The organism is Desulfotignum balticum DSM 7044 (assembly GCF_000421285.1).
GTDB lineage: Bacteria > Desulfobacterota > Desulfobacteria > Desulfobacterales > Desulfobacteraceae > Desulfotignum > Desulfotignum balticum.
The window spans coordinates 3009992-3026357 of the sequence record NZ_ATWO01000001.1 but is presented as its reverse complement, the minus strand read 5'-3'; the positions used below and the strand labels follow the sequence as shown (position 1 = coordinate 3026357).

The following is a 16366-nucleotide window of genomic DNA, read 5'->3' as shown; positions in this document are numbered from 1 at the left end:
ACTGCAGGGAATCCCATCCGAATATGAATAGATCCGACATTCTCCAGGATGTTACAATCACTTGTCCTGCAGAAATAAAAAACATGAAACAGTTGCAGGTGGGGGTTTTTTTTTCTTCCCGGATGCTGACCTTGGTGATGACCGGGGTTTCCGGAAAAAATGCGCCCCAGAGCCTGATCAACTGGGTATGTGTCCCCCTGCCTGACGATCTGGATCCTGATTCGGACCAGTGGGTAAAGATTCTTGAACAAAGCCTTTCCCGATTTACCGGCCAGGCCAAAAAAGTGGACGTCTGGTGTGTTATCGAACCATCGATGCTGAAAATCAAACATATCGTCATACCGGATATGCCCATGGAAAAAGTCAGCAATGCGGCATTCTGGGGGTTGAAACGGGAAACCGATTTTGATGAAACAACCGACATTTTTGATTTCGAGGTCCTGGAAGATGAGGTGGTGGACGGGGTCAAAAAAAAGAACCTGATTGTTTTCAGTGCGGGTAAAAACCGGATTCAGTCGTTGAAAAAAATGTTTGACCGGGCCGGATACCCTTTATGCGGTATTACTGCCATTCCGTTTGCTTTGCAGAATTTTGTCCGCACCCGAAAAGTGGATCTGGATGTGCCTTATTTCGCAGTGATTCATATTTCCCAGGATACGTCTGATATTTATTGTTTTTCCCGGGCAGGGGTGTTGCTGGTCCGGAGCCTTAGAACCGGTGCCCTGAACCTGATGGAAGAACTGGACGAAAATCCGGAGATGGCCCGGCTTTTTCTGCCGGGTGATGAGCCCAAAGTTCCGCCGTCTGTTTCCCCCCAGGTGCAGGAAGTGTCCGAACGTCTGGTCAGCAAAATTATTCGTACCGGCGATTACTGTGCCCAGCATTATACCGGCAACACCCCCATCACCCATTATTATTTTCTGGGTGAAGTCGATATGTTCGCACCGTTCATGGATCTGGCGCAAAACATGATTCCGGGCGGCGTGAGATTGTTTGAACCGCTGACCCGGGACATGCCGGCGGCGTTGCCGGCATTGCCTGAAAAAAAGGATGAACACAGTGCTGTCCTGGTTGCATGGGGTCTCGCGCTATCCGGTCGAGATCGGACCCCGAATTTTATTCATACCCATCAGGACAAACAAAAGCAGATACGCCGGAAACGCATCACCACCACCGTGTGTCTGGCAGGCGGGATGATTCTGGCTGCCCTGGTGGCAATGAATTTGTTTTTTTTCACGGTGCACAAAAAAGACCTGGCATTGCTGGGCCAGCTGGACCGGGAATTGACCCGGGTCGGCAAAGATATCACACCCGTGGATATCGATGAGATTGTGGATGCATCCAAAAAAAAGATCAATCACGCAGATGTTTATATCGACCGGTATCGGCCCTTAGGCGTGATATATGATTTATGCCGGATCACTCCGCCCCATATCCGCCTGACGTCGCTGGCCTATGGAAAAACAGGGGCCCAAAAAGAGGAAGTCCGGACCATCCGGATCCAGGGCCAAATTACCGGCCCGGGCCTGACGCTGGAGGCGGAACTGGCCCATTATATTTTATCATTGTCTGCCTCTCCGGTGTTTGGTAACATTCAGGTGACAAAAGAGCGGACCCAAGTGAAAAACGCTCAGGATCAACTCCTGTTCTCAGCGACGCTGGAGGCATTTTGAAATCAAAGGGCCCTGATTTCTGGGAAAAAATACCGGTCCCCGCCGTGATCCTGGGCGGGATTTTTGTACTGGGGTGCGTGCTGTATGCCGGTTTTATGGTATATCCTTCGTATCAGGCATATTCTCAAACCCGGCAGGCTATTGATGAAAAAAAGGAGGTTCTGGAAAATAAAAGACAAATGGCGGCCACCTATGCCAGAGCCCGGCAGATGACCCAAACGCCGTTTGACACACACCTGCCGCTGCCGGAAACCGTCAGTCTGCCCCGGACAAACCTGATTGCCGTGACCCGGCAGCTGACCCGAATTGCCGGGTCCCATCAACTGGATATCCTGGGGCATACCGTTCATATCAACGGCGTAACCGACCAGTCCCGGTCCATTGCCATGACGGTTCAGCTCCAAGGCGGGTGGAACAAATTCAGGGCATATCTGGTGGATGTCATGGCCCTGGACAGCTTCAATGCCATGGACGGGCTGCATATTTATACAGACGATGCCGGAACCAGATACTACACCATCGATATCCGGTTGTGGCTGGAAGCGCAGACATCATGAGCACACGGGAAAAAATTATATTGTTCATGGCCCTGGCAGCGCTTGTTTATGGCGGGCTGGAGTGGTTTGTTTTTTCTCCGGAAAAACCGTCTCCCGGGTCAGTGACACAAAAAAGCGGATCATCGGCTGAAACCGTTGATAAAATGATGGCAAAGATCATGAATATGGAAATAGAACACCCGCACAAAAAAGCGATGATCGAAAAAATTGAAACCCCATGGGTGCGGGATCCGTTTGTCCCGCCCGGGCTGCAAGCCGGACAATCGAACGGAGAATCAGAGGAAGCCATGTCTGTTCTGCCGAATCTGGTGTATTCCGGTTTTATTTCGTCGGGCAAACATGCCATGGCCATTGTCAATGGAATGGAGTATTTTACCGGCGACATTATTATGGATACCGGATACCGGATCACCCGCATCACACCTGACAAGGTGGTTATACAAAAGGATCAGAATACAGGTGAAATATTTTTCAACGGGGACTGAAACAGGGCTGATGAGACCAGGGAAATCACATCTGAAATATCCGGCTTTCTTGTGGATATTTTGTCTGGGATTGATTCTGGGCGGGTGTACTGCTGCCAAAACATCGGATCAGACCCCGGCCGATCCCATGGAAAAATGGCACCAGCTGGCAAAAACAACTTATGATGCGGCCGCAACCCCGCCGGACACGTCCGGATCTTTGGATTCGTCCGCAGCCAAAGATCCGATACCGCCTGGACCTGCCGGCCTTCAACCGGTTGTGGTCCATGATCTGTCATCGCCTGATGACCCATCAGGGCCGGTTCCGGCACAGATTCGCAAGCTGCCCGACCTGCCGGTGACCATGAATATGAATGATGTGTCCGTGCCGGTTTTGCTGCGAACCCTGGCAAAAATTGCGGATCTGAACATGATGATCAATGACGGTATCACCGGACAGACCCAGCTGGTGGTAAAAGGATCTCCATGGAATCAGGTGTTTTTGGGTCTTCTGGATGCCTATGGGCTGGCCTATGAATGGACCGGAGATATCCTGCAGGTGTTCAGTGCGGCGGATTTCAAAAAAAGGCAGTCATTGCTGGAGGCCAGAAACGATTATGAAAATGCCAAAATCCGGCAGGAACTGGCACGATCGCAGCTGGCATACCAGAAGCGGCGGCAGGAACCCCTGATTACAAAAATTGTGACCATCCGCTATGCCAATCTGGAATCGCTTCATCAGAACCTGAACCAGTACCTGGCAGTCGCCCGGAACGAAAAAACCGCTTCCCTGGATATATCGTCGGCCATGTTGCCCATTGGTAATGCCGCATCAGAAGCCGACGCCCAGATCCGTCCCGGAGAAAAGGGCAGCATCATGATGGATGCCACATCCAATGCCCTGATCATTCATGCGTCTCAATCAGATATCGATCAGTTGATGCCCATCATCCAACAATTGGACCAGCCGTCAAAACAGGTATTGATCGAAGCCCACATTGTCGAGGTGGAATCCAATACCGGCAAAGCCTTAGGCATTCAGTGGGGCGGGCTGGGCAATTTCAAAACCAGTTCCGACAAGCAGATTTCCGTGGGCGGAGATATCTCTCCGTTTGGACAGCAACTTCAGGATGGCACGTTTCTCAATCCTGCGGACGGCAATGTGGTCAACCTGCCCATGGTGGCGGAAACCGGGATGAACCTGGGCGTCATGGCCCAGAAAATGGGCAGTTTTGTATTGTACGCCCAGCTGATGGCCCTGCAGGAGCAAGGGGTGCTCAATATTTTGTCCAAACCCTCCATCACCACCCAGAACCATCAGAAAGCCATCATCCGAAGCGGCAAGGAAGTCCCCTACCAGACGGTTGAAGGCACGGGATCAGACCAAACCGTCAATATCGAATGGAAAGAAGCGGTCATCAAACTGGAAGTCACCCCCCATATCATCGATGGCCAGGCAGTGCGCCTGGATATTCTGACCAACAAGGATGAACTGGATTTCACTGCATCGGTCAACGGGAATCCCACCATTATCACCAAGAACGCAGAGACATCGGTCATGCTGATGGACGGACAGACCACGGTGATTGCCGGGCTGAACAAGGAAAAGAAAAGCGACAGCGAACAGGGGGTCCCCGGGCTCAAGGAAATGCCGGGGCTCGGGTGGTTGTTCAAAAGCACAAACAATGAAAATGAAAAAGAAGAACTTCTGATTTTCATCACCCCGCATATTCTGGACAATCAAATAATTGCGCCGGCAAAAAAAGGATAAAAAGACGTGGCCGTTCGAAAAAGACTGGGAGAAATTCTGCTGGATGAAGGGGTCATCACCCAGGACCAGCTGAAGACCGCGTTGTCCCAATTCAAAGAAACCGGACTCAAACTCGGGGAATATCTGGCACTGAAAGGGATCGTGTCTGAAAACATCATTGTGGATGCGGTGGCTTCCCAGATGAATCTCAGAAAATTTGAAGCCGGGGAATATGACATTTCTCCGGATCTGGCCCAAATCATGGATGTGGACAATGCCGCCAAATTCAAAGCCGTGCCCGTGAAAAAAAGCGACGGTGTGATCACCATCGCCATGACGGACCCATTGAATATCATCACGGTGGATTATATTGAAGTGATGACTGACATGGAAGTGGAGACGGTTATCTGCACAGAGCAGAATTTCAATTATCTGATGTCTGCCATCTATGGTGCATATGCCGGTAAAGACGGGGTCATGCAGCAGGTGCAGGATATCTCCGAGATGGATTCGGAACCCGATGATGACGAGGGTTCCGAATCTCTGACCGAAACCGACCTTCAGCACATGGCCGAGGACGCACCGGTCATCAAACTGGTGAACTCCATTCTGACCCAGGCGGTCCGGGAAGGTGCCACGGACATTCATCTGAGCCCTGAGAAAACCTACATCGAGATCCGGTTCCGGGTAGACGGAAAACTGCACAAGATCCCCAACCCACCCAAAAAAATGTTTCTGCCCATGGTGTCCCGCATCAAGATCATGGCCAATCTGGATATTTCCATCTCCCGGATTCCCCAGGACGGGCGCATGACCATCAAGGTCCATCAAAAGGAGGTTAATGTCCGGGTGTCCACCATTCCCACCATTTATGGCGAAAACGTGGTGCTTCGTCTTCTGGACACCAGTTCCGGCATTCATACCCTGGATCAGCTGGGGTATTCAGCCGATGACATCGCAGGGATCAAAAAAATGATCAAGATGCCCTATGGCATGATTCTGTGCACCGGCCCCACGGGCAGCGGGAAAAGCACCAGCCTGTTTGCCATGCTCAAGGAGATCAATTCACCGGACACCCACATCATCACCCTGGAGGATCCCGTGGAATACCGGATGGAACATATCCGCCAGGCCCAGCTGAACCGGCGGGCCGGCATGACATTTGCCTCGGGGTTGCGGTCCATTCTGCGCCAGGACCCGGACGTGATCATGGTGGGGGAGATCCGGGATACCGAAACCGCCAATGTGGCGGTGCAGGCGGCTTTGACCGGGCATATGGTTTTTTCAACCGTGCACACCAATGATGCGGCAGGGGCTGTGACCCGGTTCATTGAAATGGGTGTGGCCCCGTTTCTGGTTTCTTCGGTCATGCTGGTGATCATTGCCCAGCGCCTGGTCCGGCGGGTGTGCACCCATTGCGGTGAACAGGTGATCCCGCCGCCTGAATTGCTTGAATACTGGGGAATCCCCCCGAAGGACAGCATCCGGTTCATGAAAGCCAAAGGATGCAGCCACTGCCTGGATACCGGATACCGGGGCCGGGTGGGGCTGTACGAAATATTGTATATCGATGATGCGGTCCGGGACATGATTCTGAGCGGAAAAACCGCCAAGGAGATCAGCCGGCTGGCCCATGAAGCCGGCCAGCTCCGGACCCTGAAAGAAGATGCGGCCCGGAAAGTCATGGACCGGATCACCACCCCGGAGGAGGCCATGTCCGCCCTTCAGGTGAAATAAACCGGTTGTGCAGGCAGGATAAACAGCATGGCATTGTATCAGTTCAAGGCGATTGACGAGAACGGCCAACCGGTTTCCGGAGAGATCGAGGCAGACTCCCGGGATGCGGCGTTAGGGCTTGTGGCGGCCCGGGGCCTGATTCCCCAGACAGCGAAAAAGAAATCAGGCAGGTCCGATATCATGGGGTTTTTGAACAACCTGCCTCTGCCGGGCCGGCTGGTCAAGACCAAAGACCTGATCCTGTTCACCAAACAGTTCAAGACCATGGTGCAGGCCGGTGTTTCCATTGTCCAGGTGTTTCAGATCCTGTTCGAGCAGACCGAAAACCCCCATCTGCGCAAGGCCATTGCTAAGATGGTGGAGAATATCAGGGAAGGCCGGTCCCTGTTTCAGGCGTTTTCCGACCATCCGCGGATTTTTCCCCGCCTGTACTGTGCCATGATCCGGGCCGGAGAGGAGTCCGGTGCCCTGCCCGAGATCATGGACCGGCTGATCTATGTGATCACCCATGAAGAAAAGGTGAAAAACGATATCCAGGGAGCGCTGCGGTATCCCATGTTTGTCCTGGCCGTGCTGGGCGGGGCGTTTCTGGTGCTGCTGACCTTTGTGGTGCCCCGGTTTGTGGATATCTTTGAGCAGGGCGGTGTGGAAATTCCTCTGCCCACCCGGATCTGCATGATGATGTACACGTTTTTATCCCAGTTCGGGGGATATATGCTACTGACTGCCGGAGTCCTGGTGGTGGCGGGATTTTATTATGTCCGGACCGATACCGGGCGCCTCATGAAAGACCGGCTGCTCATGGGCCTGCCGTTGATCGGACAGCTGCTGGTCAAATCCGCCATGTCCCGGTTTTCCAGTATTTTTTCCATTCTTCAGGCCAGCGGTGTCGGTGTTCTGGAATCTTTGCGGGTGTTGACAGACACCATTGACAATGCAGCCATTGCCGTGGAATTCAAAAAAATCAGGAGTCAGCTGGAAGAAGGACGGGGCATTTCAGGCCCGTTGAAACGGGCCAGATATTTTCCCCCCATGGTGGTCAGCATGGTGGCCATAGGTGAGGAATCCGGTAACCTGGACGGCATGCTCAAAGAAATATCCGATCATTACGATGCCGAGGTGGAATATGCCACCAAACGCCTGGCCGAAGCCTTAGGCCCTTTGCTCATGGTGGCCATGTCCGCCATGGTGGGATTTTTCATCCTGGCCATTTTCAAACCCATGTGGGAGATGGCTAACATTGTCTGACCCGGTGGTTCGCCCATCTGCCGGCTTGATTATTCCACCCTCCGGTATTAGAATGTATGTCACACGAACACACCATAAAAGGAAACAAAGAATGCAGCCGACTGCTGTTTTAAAAACCCCGAAAGGGTTCACCCTGATCGAAGTCCTGTCAGTGGTGGTGATCATCGGAATCCTGGCTGCCATCGCGGTTCCCAGTTACAAGGCCACTATGGATCGATCACGGGAAAAGGCAGCCGAGGCCGCTATTGCGGAAGTTAAATCCCGGTTGTCACTTGCCTATGCCAAGTATCTTTTGGAAGAAAAATCAGAACCCGATACGATAGGTGATATTGCCGGGATAGATGACTCAGGGTTACCGGCCGGTTCAGGTGAAGTACCACAGATGGATAATTACACGGTAACCTTGAGCGGTCACAATGGGACGATAGCAACGATCACTGTAACGAAAATCAAAGACGTGGATTACAGTCAGTCTGATGAGATAGATAACACTTGGGAACTGCCATAAGCCTTGGAGGAGACTGATCGTTTTGAAAGTACTGCGCTGTCATAGCGGATTTACCCTGATCGAAATTGCTGCGGTTCTTGTGATCATTGCGATTTTGTCTGTTTTGGCGGTGAAACGCATGGGAGGTACCGGGATTTCTGCTTATGGCGATGCCGATCGTCTGGTAGCGGATTTGCGTTATGCCCAGTCTCTGGCCATGACCCGGGCCCCGGATGAAGGTGGTGATTATGATGGTGAAGTGACAGTCGTAACTACTGACACTGGCTGGAAATTAGATAATGAAGGGAAAACGGATAAACTCTGGTTCGCAGACGGAGCCAGAGAAGATTGGAAAATCGAGGAAGGCACGACGATTACCCAGGATGTCAGCATCACGTTTAAATACCCGAAAGGCAAGATGGTGAATGCTGCTTCAGACCCGACGACCATAACACTTCAACGCGGCGATAATTCCATCATCATTAATGTGTATAGTGAAACCGGATATGTGGAGATCCAATGAGGGGTAAAACAGTGATATCGACCCGACAGGGATTTACCATGATTGAATTGATCGCAGCCATGGTGATTGTGGGTGTAGCCGTTGCCATGGCAGGGGTGAGTTTCATATCTTTCGAGCGTATCGGTAAAGGAATCAATGCAAGAAACGCACAATTGGCCCAGCAGCGGATGGAATTGATTCTGGCTGAAAAAAGAAAAAGTCAGATTGGATTTCCCGAGGATTGTGATGGTGTAAATGATCTACAATGTGGTCCAGATCCATGTAATTCTGGCAATACAGAGTTGGATGATGTTTGTGATAATGCTGTATCTGTTATCTTTAAAGGAGTAAAAGAGGATAACACTGAAATCAATGGGTGTCAAAGTAGTGAAATATTTAAATATTGTAAGGTTAAAGTAACCGTTGAAGGCACTGATTATTATATGAATTTATATAAATATGACTGATCTCAAGCAATATAGACCATTTTCGTCCGTTAAGAGAAAGCGTGGTTTCACGCTCATTGAGATGGTTCTGGTTATGGTCCTCTTGGGAATAGCTGCTCTTATGGTTGTTCCCTTTGTGGGGCATATATTTTCCAATCTTTTAGAGGGCCGGGAACTCAGCCATCGCGAGGGTCAGGCAGTCATGGCCTTGGAACGGTTTGTCCGGGATGTGCGTGGAGCTGATAGTGTAACTGTCAATAATAATCAGAAGAAGATGACTCTTGAAAATGACGGATCTGATGTGATTTATGAAATTGTCACGGGAAATCTGCTTTTGGATGGTCAGGTCTTGGCTAAGCATCTGGATGATAGTCAAAGCAAGTTTGATAATAAAATCGATACGCTTGGCTATCAGTTCATTACTTTGACATTGGTTGTAGAGATGAGCGGTGAAAGAACCTTTGAATTATCAGCTTCTTCGTTTCCACGAATGATTTCAGCGGCAGGAGGAAACCAAGGTGGAGGAAACCAAGGTGGAGGAAACCAAGGTGGAGGAAACCAAGGTGGAGGAAACCAAGGTGGAGGAAACCAAGGTGGGGGGAAAAAGTGATTTTTTCGGAAAAAGGCAGTGTATTGGTTATTGTCATAACCGGTATCACAATCATCGCTGCCATTGGTGCGGGTTTGGCTGCTATGGTCAGTTCCGGGGCGAGGACCGGGGCGAATCACAGCCTGTCTGTCCAGGCGTTGTATGCGGCGGAGAGTGGCTTGGAGTGGGCGCAATACACTATCACGAACGAGGGGACGGATTGCGAAAAGGTTAAACTAAACCAAGAAAAAACGAATGATGAAAAATTAGTCCAAGCAGATTTTTTAATAAAAGAAGCGATATTAGTTGGGAACGATTGTAAAGTGACTGCTACAGGCTGGGTTGGAAGTCAAGCTTCGCCTTTGGCAAAAAGAGAAAGCACCAGCAATTTTTCTATCGCTGGGAACAATGGGGGGGACAATTTTCTGGACTTAATTAAAGACGCCTTTCTCTATGGAAGCAACCTGGAATTTTCAGGCGATATTGTTGAAGGCCCCGGCGCTACCATCGTGATTCAGGAAGGATTGAAGACTCCGGATCTTAACAGGGGGGCAGAGATCAGTGTATCCAATATTTTTTTCGGTGACGATGTGAAACTAAACTCCGGGAGTGCCAGCCTTGGATCAAGCAGTGAACCCGGAATTATATTCATAAACGGTGATCTTGATTTGTGGGAAGGCGCAAGGAATATTTACGGGGATGTTTATGTGAAAGGTGATTTTCAGCTCAAGGATGCCCGGATTTATGGCAACGTTTATGTGGAGGGCGATAATGGAGACAATGGCGATGTGAAACTGGGGTGGACACCATGGCTCGCCGACGAATCACGGATTTATTATACAGGCAGCTTATCTCATCCTAATAATTATGATACCTCAATTCTTGACAAAGTAATAAAGGTTGACAATATCGAAGATGCCCCTGGTTACATAAAAGGCATTGCAATGCCGGATTATGGGATTCCAGAGCCACGATCCGATGAATGGTATGCCGACAAAGGATATGCCTCGTCGGGAATCCTGGTTGATGATTTGAAAATTTTTGCAGACAGCTATGTTTCGAACAGCTGGCGCCCAGCGGCAGAGGATGTGGTTATCGTCAGTAAAGGGGATATTTCCATTACTGGTCTGGGGGGCAGCGGATTGACAGGTGTACTGTTCGCTCCATATGGGAAAGTGACATTTAACGGAGGGTTTTTTACAGGTACCGTCATAGCCAGAGACGGTTTTAACGTTACCAGTGGCGGAACAACTGTCACGTTTAAAAGTATTGAAGACTTTTTTGATGACAACCCTGAAGATATTCCCATGAGTGTTGAATAAGAAAGCATGACAATTGCAGCTGGATGGAAGTATCGGTGATGAAAGACAAGCCGGCCATGAAACATTCCCAGATAAGCGGATTCACGCTGGTGGAAATCATCTCCGTGCTGGTCATCGTAGGCATTCTCTCAACGGTAGCGCTGCCCGATTTTTTCAATATCCAGGAGCGGATCCGGCACAAGATGGTGGATAATGTGATCAGTGACCTCAATCACCGGGAGCAGATTATCTGGAGTATGCATATGGCATCTGACAGCACGCATGATGATACGATCATTTTTGATGGAGTCCATGCGGAAAATATCGGGGCCAAGTTCACCTGGACCGCAGGACCGGGCCAGGCCGGCGGTACCATCCGGTTCGGCCGGGTTCTGGTGGACGTGGTTCGGACCCCGTCAGACAAGGATGCGGCAGGCATCTGGGAACGGGTGAGCCGTGACGATATAACGACTTTCAATGAAACAGCCGGGTCCATGATCACCCGGGTGCAGCAGTATTATGATGAAAACGGCTACTATCCCAGAAGCTGGGGGGACTATGCCTTTACCGACGTGGGTCTGGACCCCGATGATTGGAACACTCCTGTGGACGGCGTGTATTACGCGACAGGTGGAAACCGGATAAAAGCAACACCCGCAGAAGGATTTGAGTTTCATGTGACCGGGACGAACGGTGAAGACCGGGTTCTGAAATCCAGTTACAACTGGAGCCTGTGGTATTCCATGGAAGATGGCAAATGGTATTATCACAGTATCAACGACGACAATGAAATCGACATCTCAACGCTGGCGGTTGTCAAAGATGTGCCATAACAGGAAAAACAGGCACGATGAATGGCAATGTCGGGCGGTGCCGGCTTTACAGCAGGAAAAATGCCAGATTAAGTCCCATCAATGCCTGTATCAGAGGAATATACCCGGCAGCATCTTTCTCAAACAGACGCGGTTTTCTGCAATCGCTCCGCAAGCCATATTTTGATAATTGATTGACGCGCAACACCTAAGCGTTTGGCTTCCGGGTCCAGCGGTGAGGTGCCTTGAACCGGTCAAAATCATTTGCATTTACCAACGCCTGTGACCAGACCAGAGATTCAGGCCAGCCGTGCTTCTGCGCCACCTGCGGGACGGAAAAATCCTTCGATAAATCGGTATTTACGCCTTTTGCTATTTGTGGCAAAAGGCGTAAATACCGATTGTATCATTGGTTCAAATACAATCTTGAATAAAATCACTGAAAAGGTTATTTTGGGTTTCACGTACCAAAGACATCGATGACTTCAGAAAAAACCTGGAAGAATTGACCGCCCGGGACCCGGTATAACAAACATGAGAATGAAAGTTGACATCTACTGGATGATGAAAAGGCCTGCAGCATGAAAAAACAAAATCGGGAACACGGCTTCACCTTTGTGGAAATCATTTCCGTGCTGGTCATCATCGGCATTCTTTCGGCTGTGGCCCTGCCCGATTTTTTCAATATCCAGGATCGTATCCGGCGCAAGATGGTGGACAATGTGATCAAAGATCTCAATCACCGGGAATATCTGATCTGGGCCACGCATTTTGAATCCAAAGAAGATCATGATGACAGTGTCGTTTTCAATCGGGTGAATCCGGAAAACATCGGCGCCAAATTCATCTGGTCGGCCGGTCCTTCCACGACCGGAGGCACCATCACGTTCGGATCCATTGACGTCAATGTGCAAAGAACTGCTTCAACTGCGGAAACTGAGGGGTTTTGGGAAAAAAAGGATGATAACACTTCAGATTCAGACCAGGATACCCAAACCGGTGATGATGAGGGAACCTCTCAGGGTGGTGGTCGTCCAGAAGATTTTCCCGGACAGGGAGACCCTCATGGAAAAGGTAATCCCTGGAATCAAAATGATTGATCAGTAAATTCGGTTTCAGGATCTGCCTGTTGGGTACCACCACGGCAAAATATTCCCGCCTGTTTGATCAATGCCATACGCTTTTTTTTCGGGGTGTCATGGCATGGCTGCTTCCATTTTCCGGGCATTGAATCCCTTGATAAAGGTCTGGTTGACAAAAAAGACCGGTGTGGAATGGATGCCCAGGGTCTGGAGGGTCTGCCGGTCAGCTTTGATTTGAGTGAGAAACCGGTCGGTCAGATAGGTCAGGGCGTGTTCAGGGGTTGTCCCCCATTTTTGTGTTAATTCCGGAAACTCGTCCATGTATTGCGCCAGAATCTCCAGAGGATCCTGGGATGGGTCTAAAACGGTATAGGTAAAATCAATGATATCAAACACCATGGATTTTCCGTGATACGCGTCCGCCATGACCAGCCCGGCGGTTTCCGCAGCCGGGCTCAACGGGAAATGGGCCAGGCGCAGGGTGTGGATTTGATCCAGATTCAGCTTGATGAATTCCCATCCTTTCCGGCAGTGGGGGCAGAAGGGATCGGAAACGGCAATCAGGGTGTGCGGGCCTGTGCCGGTGTAGATGAGTTTGCCGAAATCAGAGGGAAGATCGCTGATATCCACTGCCTGCACCTGATCCACGGCGTCTTGTACCAGGTTGCTGCCCGTGGCCAGATGCTGAATGTCGCCGATCTGCAAGGTCCCGGTGTCATCCACCACCAGGGTGATGAATTCGGGCGATGCATCTGAAACCGGGGGCATGAGTCTGAGTTTGACGGCAAACACGGTCAGGGTGTCGCTGATATGAACCGGCATTTTTTTTTCGATGCGCACGTGGGCGGAAGAAAAATGTTGGAACCGTTCATCCCGATCTTCCCGGGCCGTGCGAAGCCGATGGGCGATCCCTGCTTTCAGGGCCGCCTCATCCAGCACCGCCGATGAGGCGGCGGTCTGCCCGGGTTGAATGTTACCCGGTTTAAGGGTCGGGGTATCGGCCGGTACCGGATTCGGTAAAAGGCACAGAATCAGTATCCAGAAAATCATTGCCGCCGGACAGCCGGAAATACGATGCAAAATCGGGGAAATTCCCGGAGCTTCAATATTTGTGCGTGTCATCATTGGTAGGTCACCTGGTTGTACTGAGTAAATTTATCTGCAAAAATGTTCAATATTTTATAGGTCAGGTCAAAGGTCCGGGTTTCTTCTGCATCCAGATGGATGTCCAACCTCAAGGTTTCATGGTCTTCAAGGGTGTAGGTATGCCCCATGTCTACCGGCTCCCACTGCCCCGTGATCCGGTCAATGAGCCGGATGTCGGCCGGGGTGGTGCGGGTGTTTTTTAAAATGAACCGGTCGGTGATGATTTGATCAAACACCTGGATGGTGCCTTTGTCATTGCGCCGGACCTGAATGTCATCGGTTTTCATGCGCCGTTTGGTGATGATGACATCCCGGGTCCGGCCGGTTTCAAGGAAAAACGAGTCGCCTTTGGCCAGAAACGGCAGAAAGTCTTCGCCCGTGAACAGGGTCCGGCCCTGGGTATCTTCAAGAAAAATCCGTACGTTTCCCGGACGCAAATCAAAGGTGTCCCGGACAGCATCCGCCGGAAAGGTGATCTCATACCCAAATGGAATTCCCGCGGCCGTGTCCTGGTTTTCCGGATCATGGGGCATGGTCTGGCCATCCCAGTGAAGGATCTTTGTCATTTCGGGATTTTGGGGAATGGGAAACGACACCTGCCGGGTTTCCTGGTCCTGGATCTGTGTGGAAAACACCGTGTCCAAATCCAGCCGGACCGTGGCGGCTTCATAGGGCTGCCCGGAAAAATTTCTCAAGATGAGTTTCGCATCCAGATCCAGCGCGGTTTCCCCGGCATTGACCGTGGCGGTATAAGTGACCAGGCTGTCCAGACCGGCCGGCAGATAGGACAGGATCATGGGCACGACCGCATCGTTGGAACTGTAAACCTGCCATATCAGGCCGGCACCATCCGGGGGCATGGATGCAGACAGGACCCGGACCGATTCCGGATCGGACAAAGGGGTCAGCAGCACGGCATCCGGGTCCAGACGGACCCCGGACCAGGAAAATGCCACCGGGTTGATGCCTTTGCCTAAAGAGATCTGATGATGTTCCTGGACCATGGCCGGATTTTGATTCGACAGCCGGATATGAACCGCATCCGGTTGCGGCAGGATCCCTAATCGGGTGTCCGCCGATACAAGGGCCGGCAGAATCAGCCCGGCTGTCACCAGGGCCGAACAAATCATGATCCCAAAAGAGCGGGATTTCATGAGGAAGGAACCGATTTTTGCTGCCATTGTCTGTCTCCTTGATATGTGGTGATCGTGTAATGAATATTTTTTTTGCCGGCCGGAGAAACCAGGACTGAAAACTTGAACCGGTTCTGGTCGATGCGCTGGAATTCATCCTGGCCCTGGATGCCGGAGATGGCAAAATGGGGGTGGGGCAGGGTCTGGAACATGTCGATCCGGGCCGGGTGGTCGGAAAAATTGGCCGCCTCAATCACCCAGGTCCGGACTTCGTCAAATCCGGACAGATTGTTTTTTTTATCAAATGTCAGGTGGGTTTTGGCATATTTCATGACTTTAGGGACCACGGTGATCCGGGGATCAGGCCCTAAGCGGAGATGATGGCGTTTGCCCGAAGGGATGTAGTCCGCCGTGTCGGACCCGGCAAAGATCATGCCGCCGTCTTCGTCAATGGCCTGAAACACCTTGACCGCACCGCCGGGAAGCGGGAACGATCCCAGCCCGGAATCCGTGTCATTGGTAAAGGAAACCATCTGCATCACCCTATTGCCGAACCGTGAAACGTCAAACACATGCAATGTGTCAACGGGCACGGATTCGGCTTCCACAAAGGTCAGCCGGTCGGACCAGCCGTTTAAAAGAGATTTCTGACCGTCAAGGGTGTACACCATATAATCGGATGCCCGGGATTTTGTGATGGCCCGGGGCGCGGGAGAAGCGGCTTTTTCAGACTGGATCATCAGGGCAGGGGCGGATTCCAGCAGTGCTTTTCCCCGGGCGACCATGTCCTGCTGCGGGTTGTCGGCTCCCCGGGTTTCAGGCCGGCCATAGGGAAACGGCTGGTTTGCCAGATCCGCGATCCGGTCCAAAAGATGAATTTTACCTGTTACCAGATGCACTGTCGCATCGGGATAATCCATGCCGGAGCGGTTTTCCACCCGGACCTGGCCGGTTAATTTCATTCGGGTCCGGTCTTGGGACAGCACCGCAGTGTAATGGGGCTGCCAAAAAATACCCGGCGTGAAGTAAGACAAGACCACCTCAGCCCGGCAGGGTTGTGTGGCCGACACATGCCAGATGGCCTGGTTTTTCTCCCGGGCCGGAAACTGGGCCTGTGTGATTTCTAAAGGCAGGGATCTGTCGGAAATATCAAAGGACAAAGAGGTGGGGTCGATGCGCGTGCCGGACCAGGAAAACCGGACCGGATTCATGCCTTTGGCAAAATAAAGGGTCCGGGTGTCTTTGATCAGGGTCAAGTCCGCGCTGCGGTAAATATAGGCCTGGATCTGCCGGGTTTCGGTCAGCACGGCTGTGTCGATCCGGGCATGGGCCGGCACCCCGCACATCAATGTGACCATCAAGGAAAAAGAAAAAAACGACCGGAATGTCTGCATCATTTCAATGCCTCCTGTAACAAGGGATGATTGTCTGATAAAATA

General features: G+C 51.3%; 16 protein-coding genes. 13 read left to right on the top strand and 3 right to left on the bottom strand.

The genetic code is table 11. The features are described from left to right. The first annotated feature begins 83 nt into the window (after positions 1 to 83). From K365_RS0115105 to K365_RS0115045, 13 genes are all read left to right on the top strand, one after another. Entirely contained in the window at positions 84 to 1673 is a 1590-nt protein-coding gene (locus K365_RS0115105) for a hypothetical protein (RefSeq protein WP_024335258.1), read from the top strand. After that, positions 1670 to 2230 carry a hypothetical protein gene (locus K365_RS0115100; protein WP_024335257.1) on the top strand — a complete coding sequence of 187 codons (561 nt, stop codon included), beginning with the start codon at positions 1670 to 1672 and terminating at the stop codon, positions 2228 to 2230. The genes K365_RS0115105 and K365_RS0115100 overlap by 4 nt, the downstream gene beginning before the upstream one ends. After that, positions 2227 to 2715: a hypothetical protein gene (locus K365_RS0115095; RefSeq protein WP_006968200.1), complete on the top strand. Its 489-nt coding sequence runs from the start codon at positions 2227 to 2229 to the stop codon at positions 2713 to 2715. Before K365_RS0115100 ends, K365_RS0115095 begins: the two co-directional genes overlap by 4 nt. Positions 2716 to 2725: 10 nt before the next feature. Further along, complete coding sequence (gene pilQ, locus K365_RS0115090; protein ID WP_245569184.1) at positions 2726 to 4465, top strand: type IV pilus secretin PilQ; 1740 nt, start codon at positions 2726 to 2728, stop codon at positions 4463 to 4465. Positions 4466 to 4471: 6 nt separating this feature from the next. Continuing rightward, a complete protein-coding gene (locus K365_RS0115085; protein WP_024335255.1) occupies positions 4472 to 6181 on the top strand; it encodes a GspE/PulE family protein in 1710 nt (569 codons plus the stop codon). A gap of 27 nt (positions 6182 to 6208) precedes the next feature. Beyond that, on the top strand, positions 6209 to 7429 hold the full coding sequence (locus K365_RS0115080) for a type II secretion system F family protein (RefSeq protein WP_024335254.1): 1221 nt from the start codon (positions 6209 to 6211) through the stop codon (positions 7427 to 7429). Positions 7430 to 7520: 91 nt separating this feature from the next. Further along, entirely contained in the window at positions 7521 to 7937 is a 417-nt protein-coding gene (locus tag K365_RS0115075; protein ID WP_006968196.1) for a type IV pilin protein, read from the top strand. A gap of 22 nt (positions 7938 to 7959) precedes the next feature. Continuing rightward, positions 7960 to 8439: a pilus assembly FimT family protein gene (locus K365_RS0115070; protein ID WP_006968195.1), complete on the top strand. Its 480-nt coding sequence runs from the start codon at positions 7960 to 7962 to the stop codon at positions 8437 to 8439. Continuing rightward, the gene (locus K365_RS0115065) at positions 8436 to 8885 is read left to right on the top strand and encodes a type II secretion system protein (protein ID WP_006968194.1); all 450 of its coding nucleotides are present in this window, start codon (positions 8436 to 8438) and stop codon (positions 8883 to 8885) included. Before K365_RS0115070 ends, K365_RS0115065 begins: the two co-directional genes overlap by 4 nt. Further along, positions 8878 to 9474, top strand: coding sequence for a prepilin-type N-terminal cleavage/methylation domain-containing protein (locus K365_RS0115060; protein WP_024335253.1), 597 nt, complete (start codon positions 8878 to 8880; stop codon positions 9472 to 9474). The genes K365_RS0115065 and K365_RS0115060 overlap by 8 nt, the downstream gene beginning before the upstream one ends. Continuing rightward, on the top strand, positions 9471 to 10775 hold the full coding sequence (locus tag K365_RS0115055; RefSeq protein WP_024335252.1) for a hypothetical protein: 1305 nt from the start codon (positions 9471 to 9473) through the stop codon (positions 10773 to 10775). The genes K365_RS0115060 and K365_RS0115055 overlap by 4 nt, the downstream gene beginning before the upstream one ends. Before the next feature lie 38 nt (positions 10776 to 10813). Then, entirely contained in the window at positions 10814 to 11587 is a 774-nt protein-coding gene (locus tag K365_RS0115050) for a type II secretion system protein (protein WP_029725386.1), read from the top strand. Between the two features lie 560 nt (positions 11588 to 12147). Next, positions 12148 to 12666 carry a type II secretion system protein gene (locus K365_RS0115045; RefSeq protein WP_024335250.1) on the top strand — a complete coding sequence of 173 codons (519 nt, stop codon included), beginning with the start codon at positions 12148 to 12150 and terminating at the stop codon, positions 12664 to 12666. A 96-nt stretch (positions 12667 to 12762) separates the two neighbouring features. Here K365_RS0115045 and K365_RS0115040 read toward each other — a convergent pair whose 3' ends face one another. From K365_RS0115040 to K365_RS0115030, 3 genes are read right to left on the bottom strand one after another with little or no spacing between them, the layout of a single operon-like run. Beyond that, positions 12763 to 13773, bottom strand: a complete 1011-nt coding sequence (locus tag K365_RS0115040; RefSeq protein ID WP_024335249.1) for a DsbA family protein — start codon at positions 13771 to 13773, stop codon at positions 12763 to 12765. After that, a complete protein-coding gene (locus tag K365_RS0115035; protein WP_024335248.1) occupies positions 13770 to 14975 on the bottom strand; it encodes a hypothetical protein in 1206 nt (401 codons plus the stop codon). The genes K365_RS0115040 and K365_RS0115035 overlap by 4 nt, the downstream gene beginning before the upstream one ends. Next, positions 14945 to 16324, bottom strand: coding sequence for a DUF4139 domain-containing protein (locus tag K365_RS0115030; RefSeq protein ID WP_024335247.1), 1380 nt, complete (start codon positions 16322 to 16324; stop codon positions 14945 to 14947). The genes K365_RS0115035 and K365_RS0115030 overlap by 31 nt, the downstream gene beginning before the upstream one ends. Positions 16325 to 16366: the final 42 nt, after the last annotated feature.

What these genes read in the sequence shown, in the direction of transcription:
- K365_RS0115095 (WP_006968200.1), top strand. Translation starts at nt 2,227, where the DNA reads ATGAGCACACGGGAAAAAATTATATTGTTCATGGCCCTGGCAGCGCTT.
- K365_RS0115060 (WP_024335253.1), top strand. Translation starts at nt 8,878, where the DNA reads ATGACTGATCTCAAGCAATATAGACCATTTTCGTCCGTTAAGAGAAAG.
- K365_RS0115050 (WP_029725386.1), top strand. Translation starts at nt 10,814, where the DNA reads ATGAAAGACAAGCCGGCCATGAAACATTCCCAGATAAGCGGATTCACG.
- K365_RS0115035 (WP_024335248.1), bottom strand. Translation starts at nt 14,975, where the DNA reads ATGGCAGCAAAAATCGGTTCCTTCCTCATGAAATCCCGCTCTTTTGGG.
- K365_RS0115075 (WP_006968196.1), top strand. Translation starts at nt 7,521, where the DNA reads ATGCAGCCGACTGCTGTTTTAAAAACCCCGAAAGGGTTCACCCTGATC.
- pilQ (WP_245569184.1), top strand. Translation starts at nt 2,726, where the DNA reads ATGAGACCAGGGAAATCACATCTGAAATATCCGGCTTTCTTGTGGATA.
- K365_RS0115030 (WP_024335247.1), bottom strand. Translation starts at nt 16,324, where the DNA reads ATGATGCAGACATTCCGGTCGTTTTTTTCTTTTTCCTTGATGGTCACA.
- K365_RS0115045 (WP_024335250.1), top strand. Translation starts at nt 12,148, where the DNA reads ATGAAAAAACAAAATCGGGAACACGGCTTCACCTTTGTGGAAATCATT.
- K365_RS0115040 (WP_024335249.1), bottom strand. Translation starts at nt 13,773, where the DNA reads ATGATGACACGCACAAATATTGAAGCTCCGGGAATTTCCCCGATTTTG.
- K365_RS0115105 (WP_024335258.1), top strand. Translation starts at nt 84, where the DNA reads ATGAAACAGTTGCAGGTGGGGGTTTTTTTTTCTTCCCGGATGCTGACC.
- K365_RS0115065 (WP_006968194.1), top strand. Translation starts at nt 8,436, where the DNA reads ATGAGGGGTAAAACAGTGATATCGACCCGACAGGGATTTACCATGATT.
- K365_RS0115080 (WP_024335254.1), top strand. Translation starts at nt 6,209, where the DNA reads ATGGCATTGTATCAGTTCAAGGCGATTGACGAGAACGGCCAACCGGTT.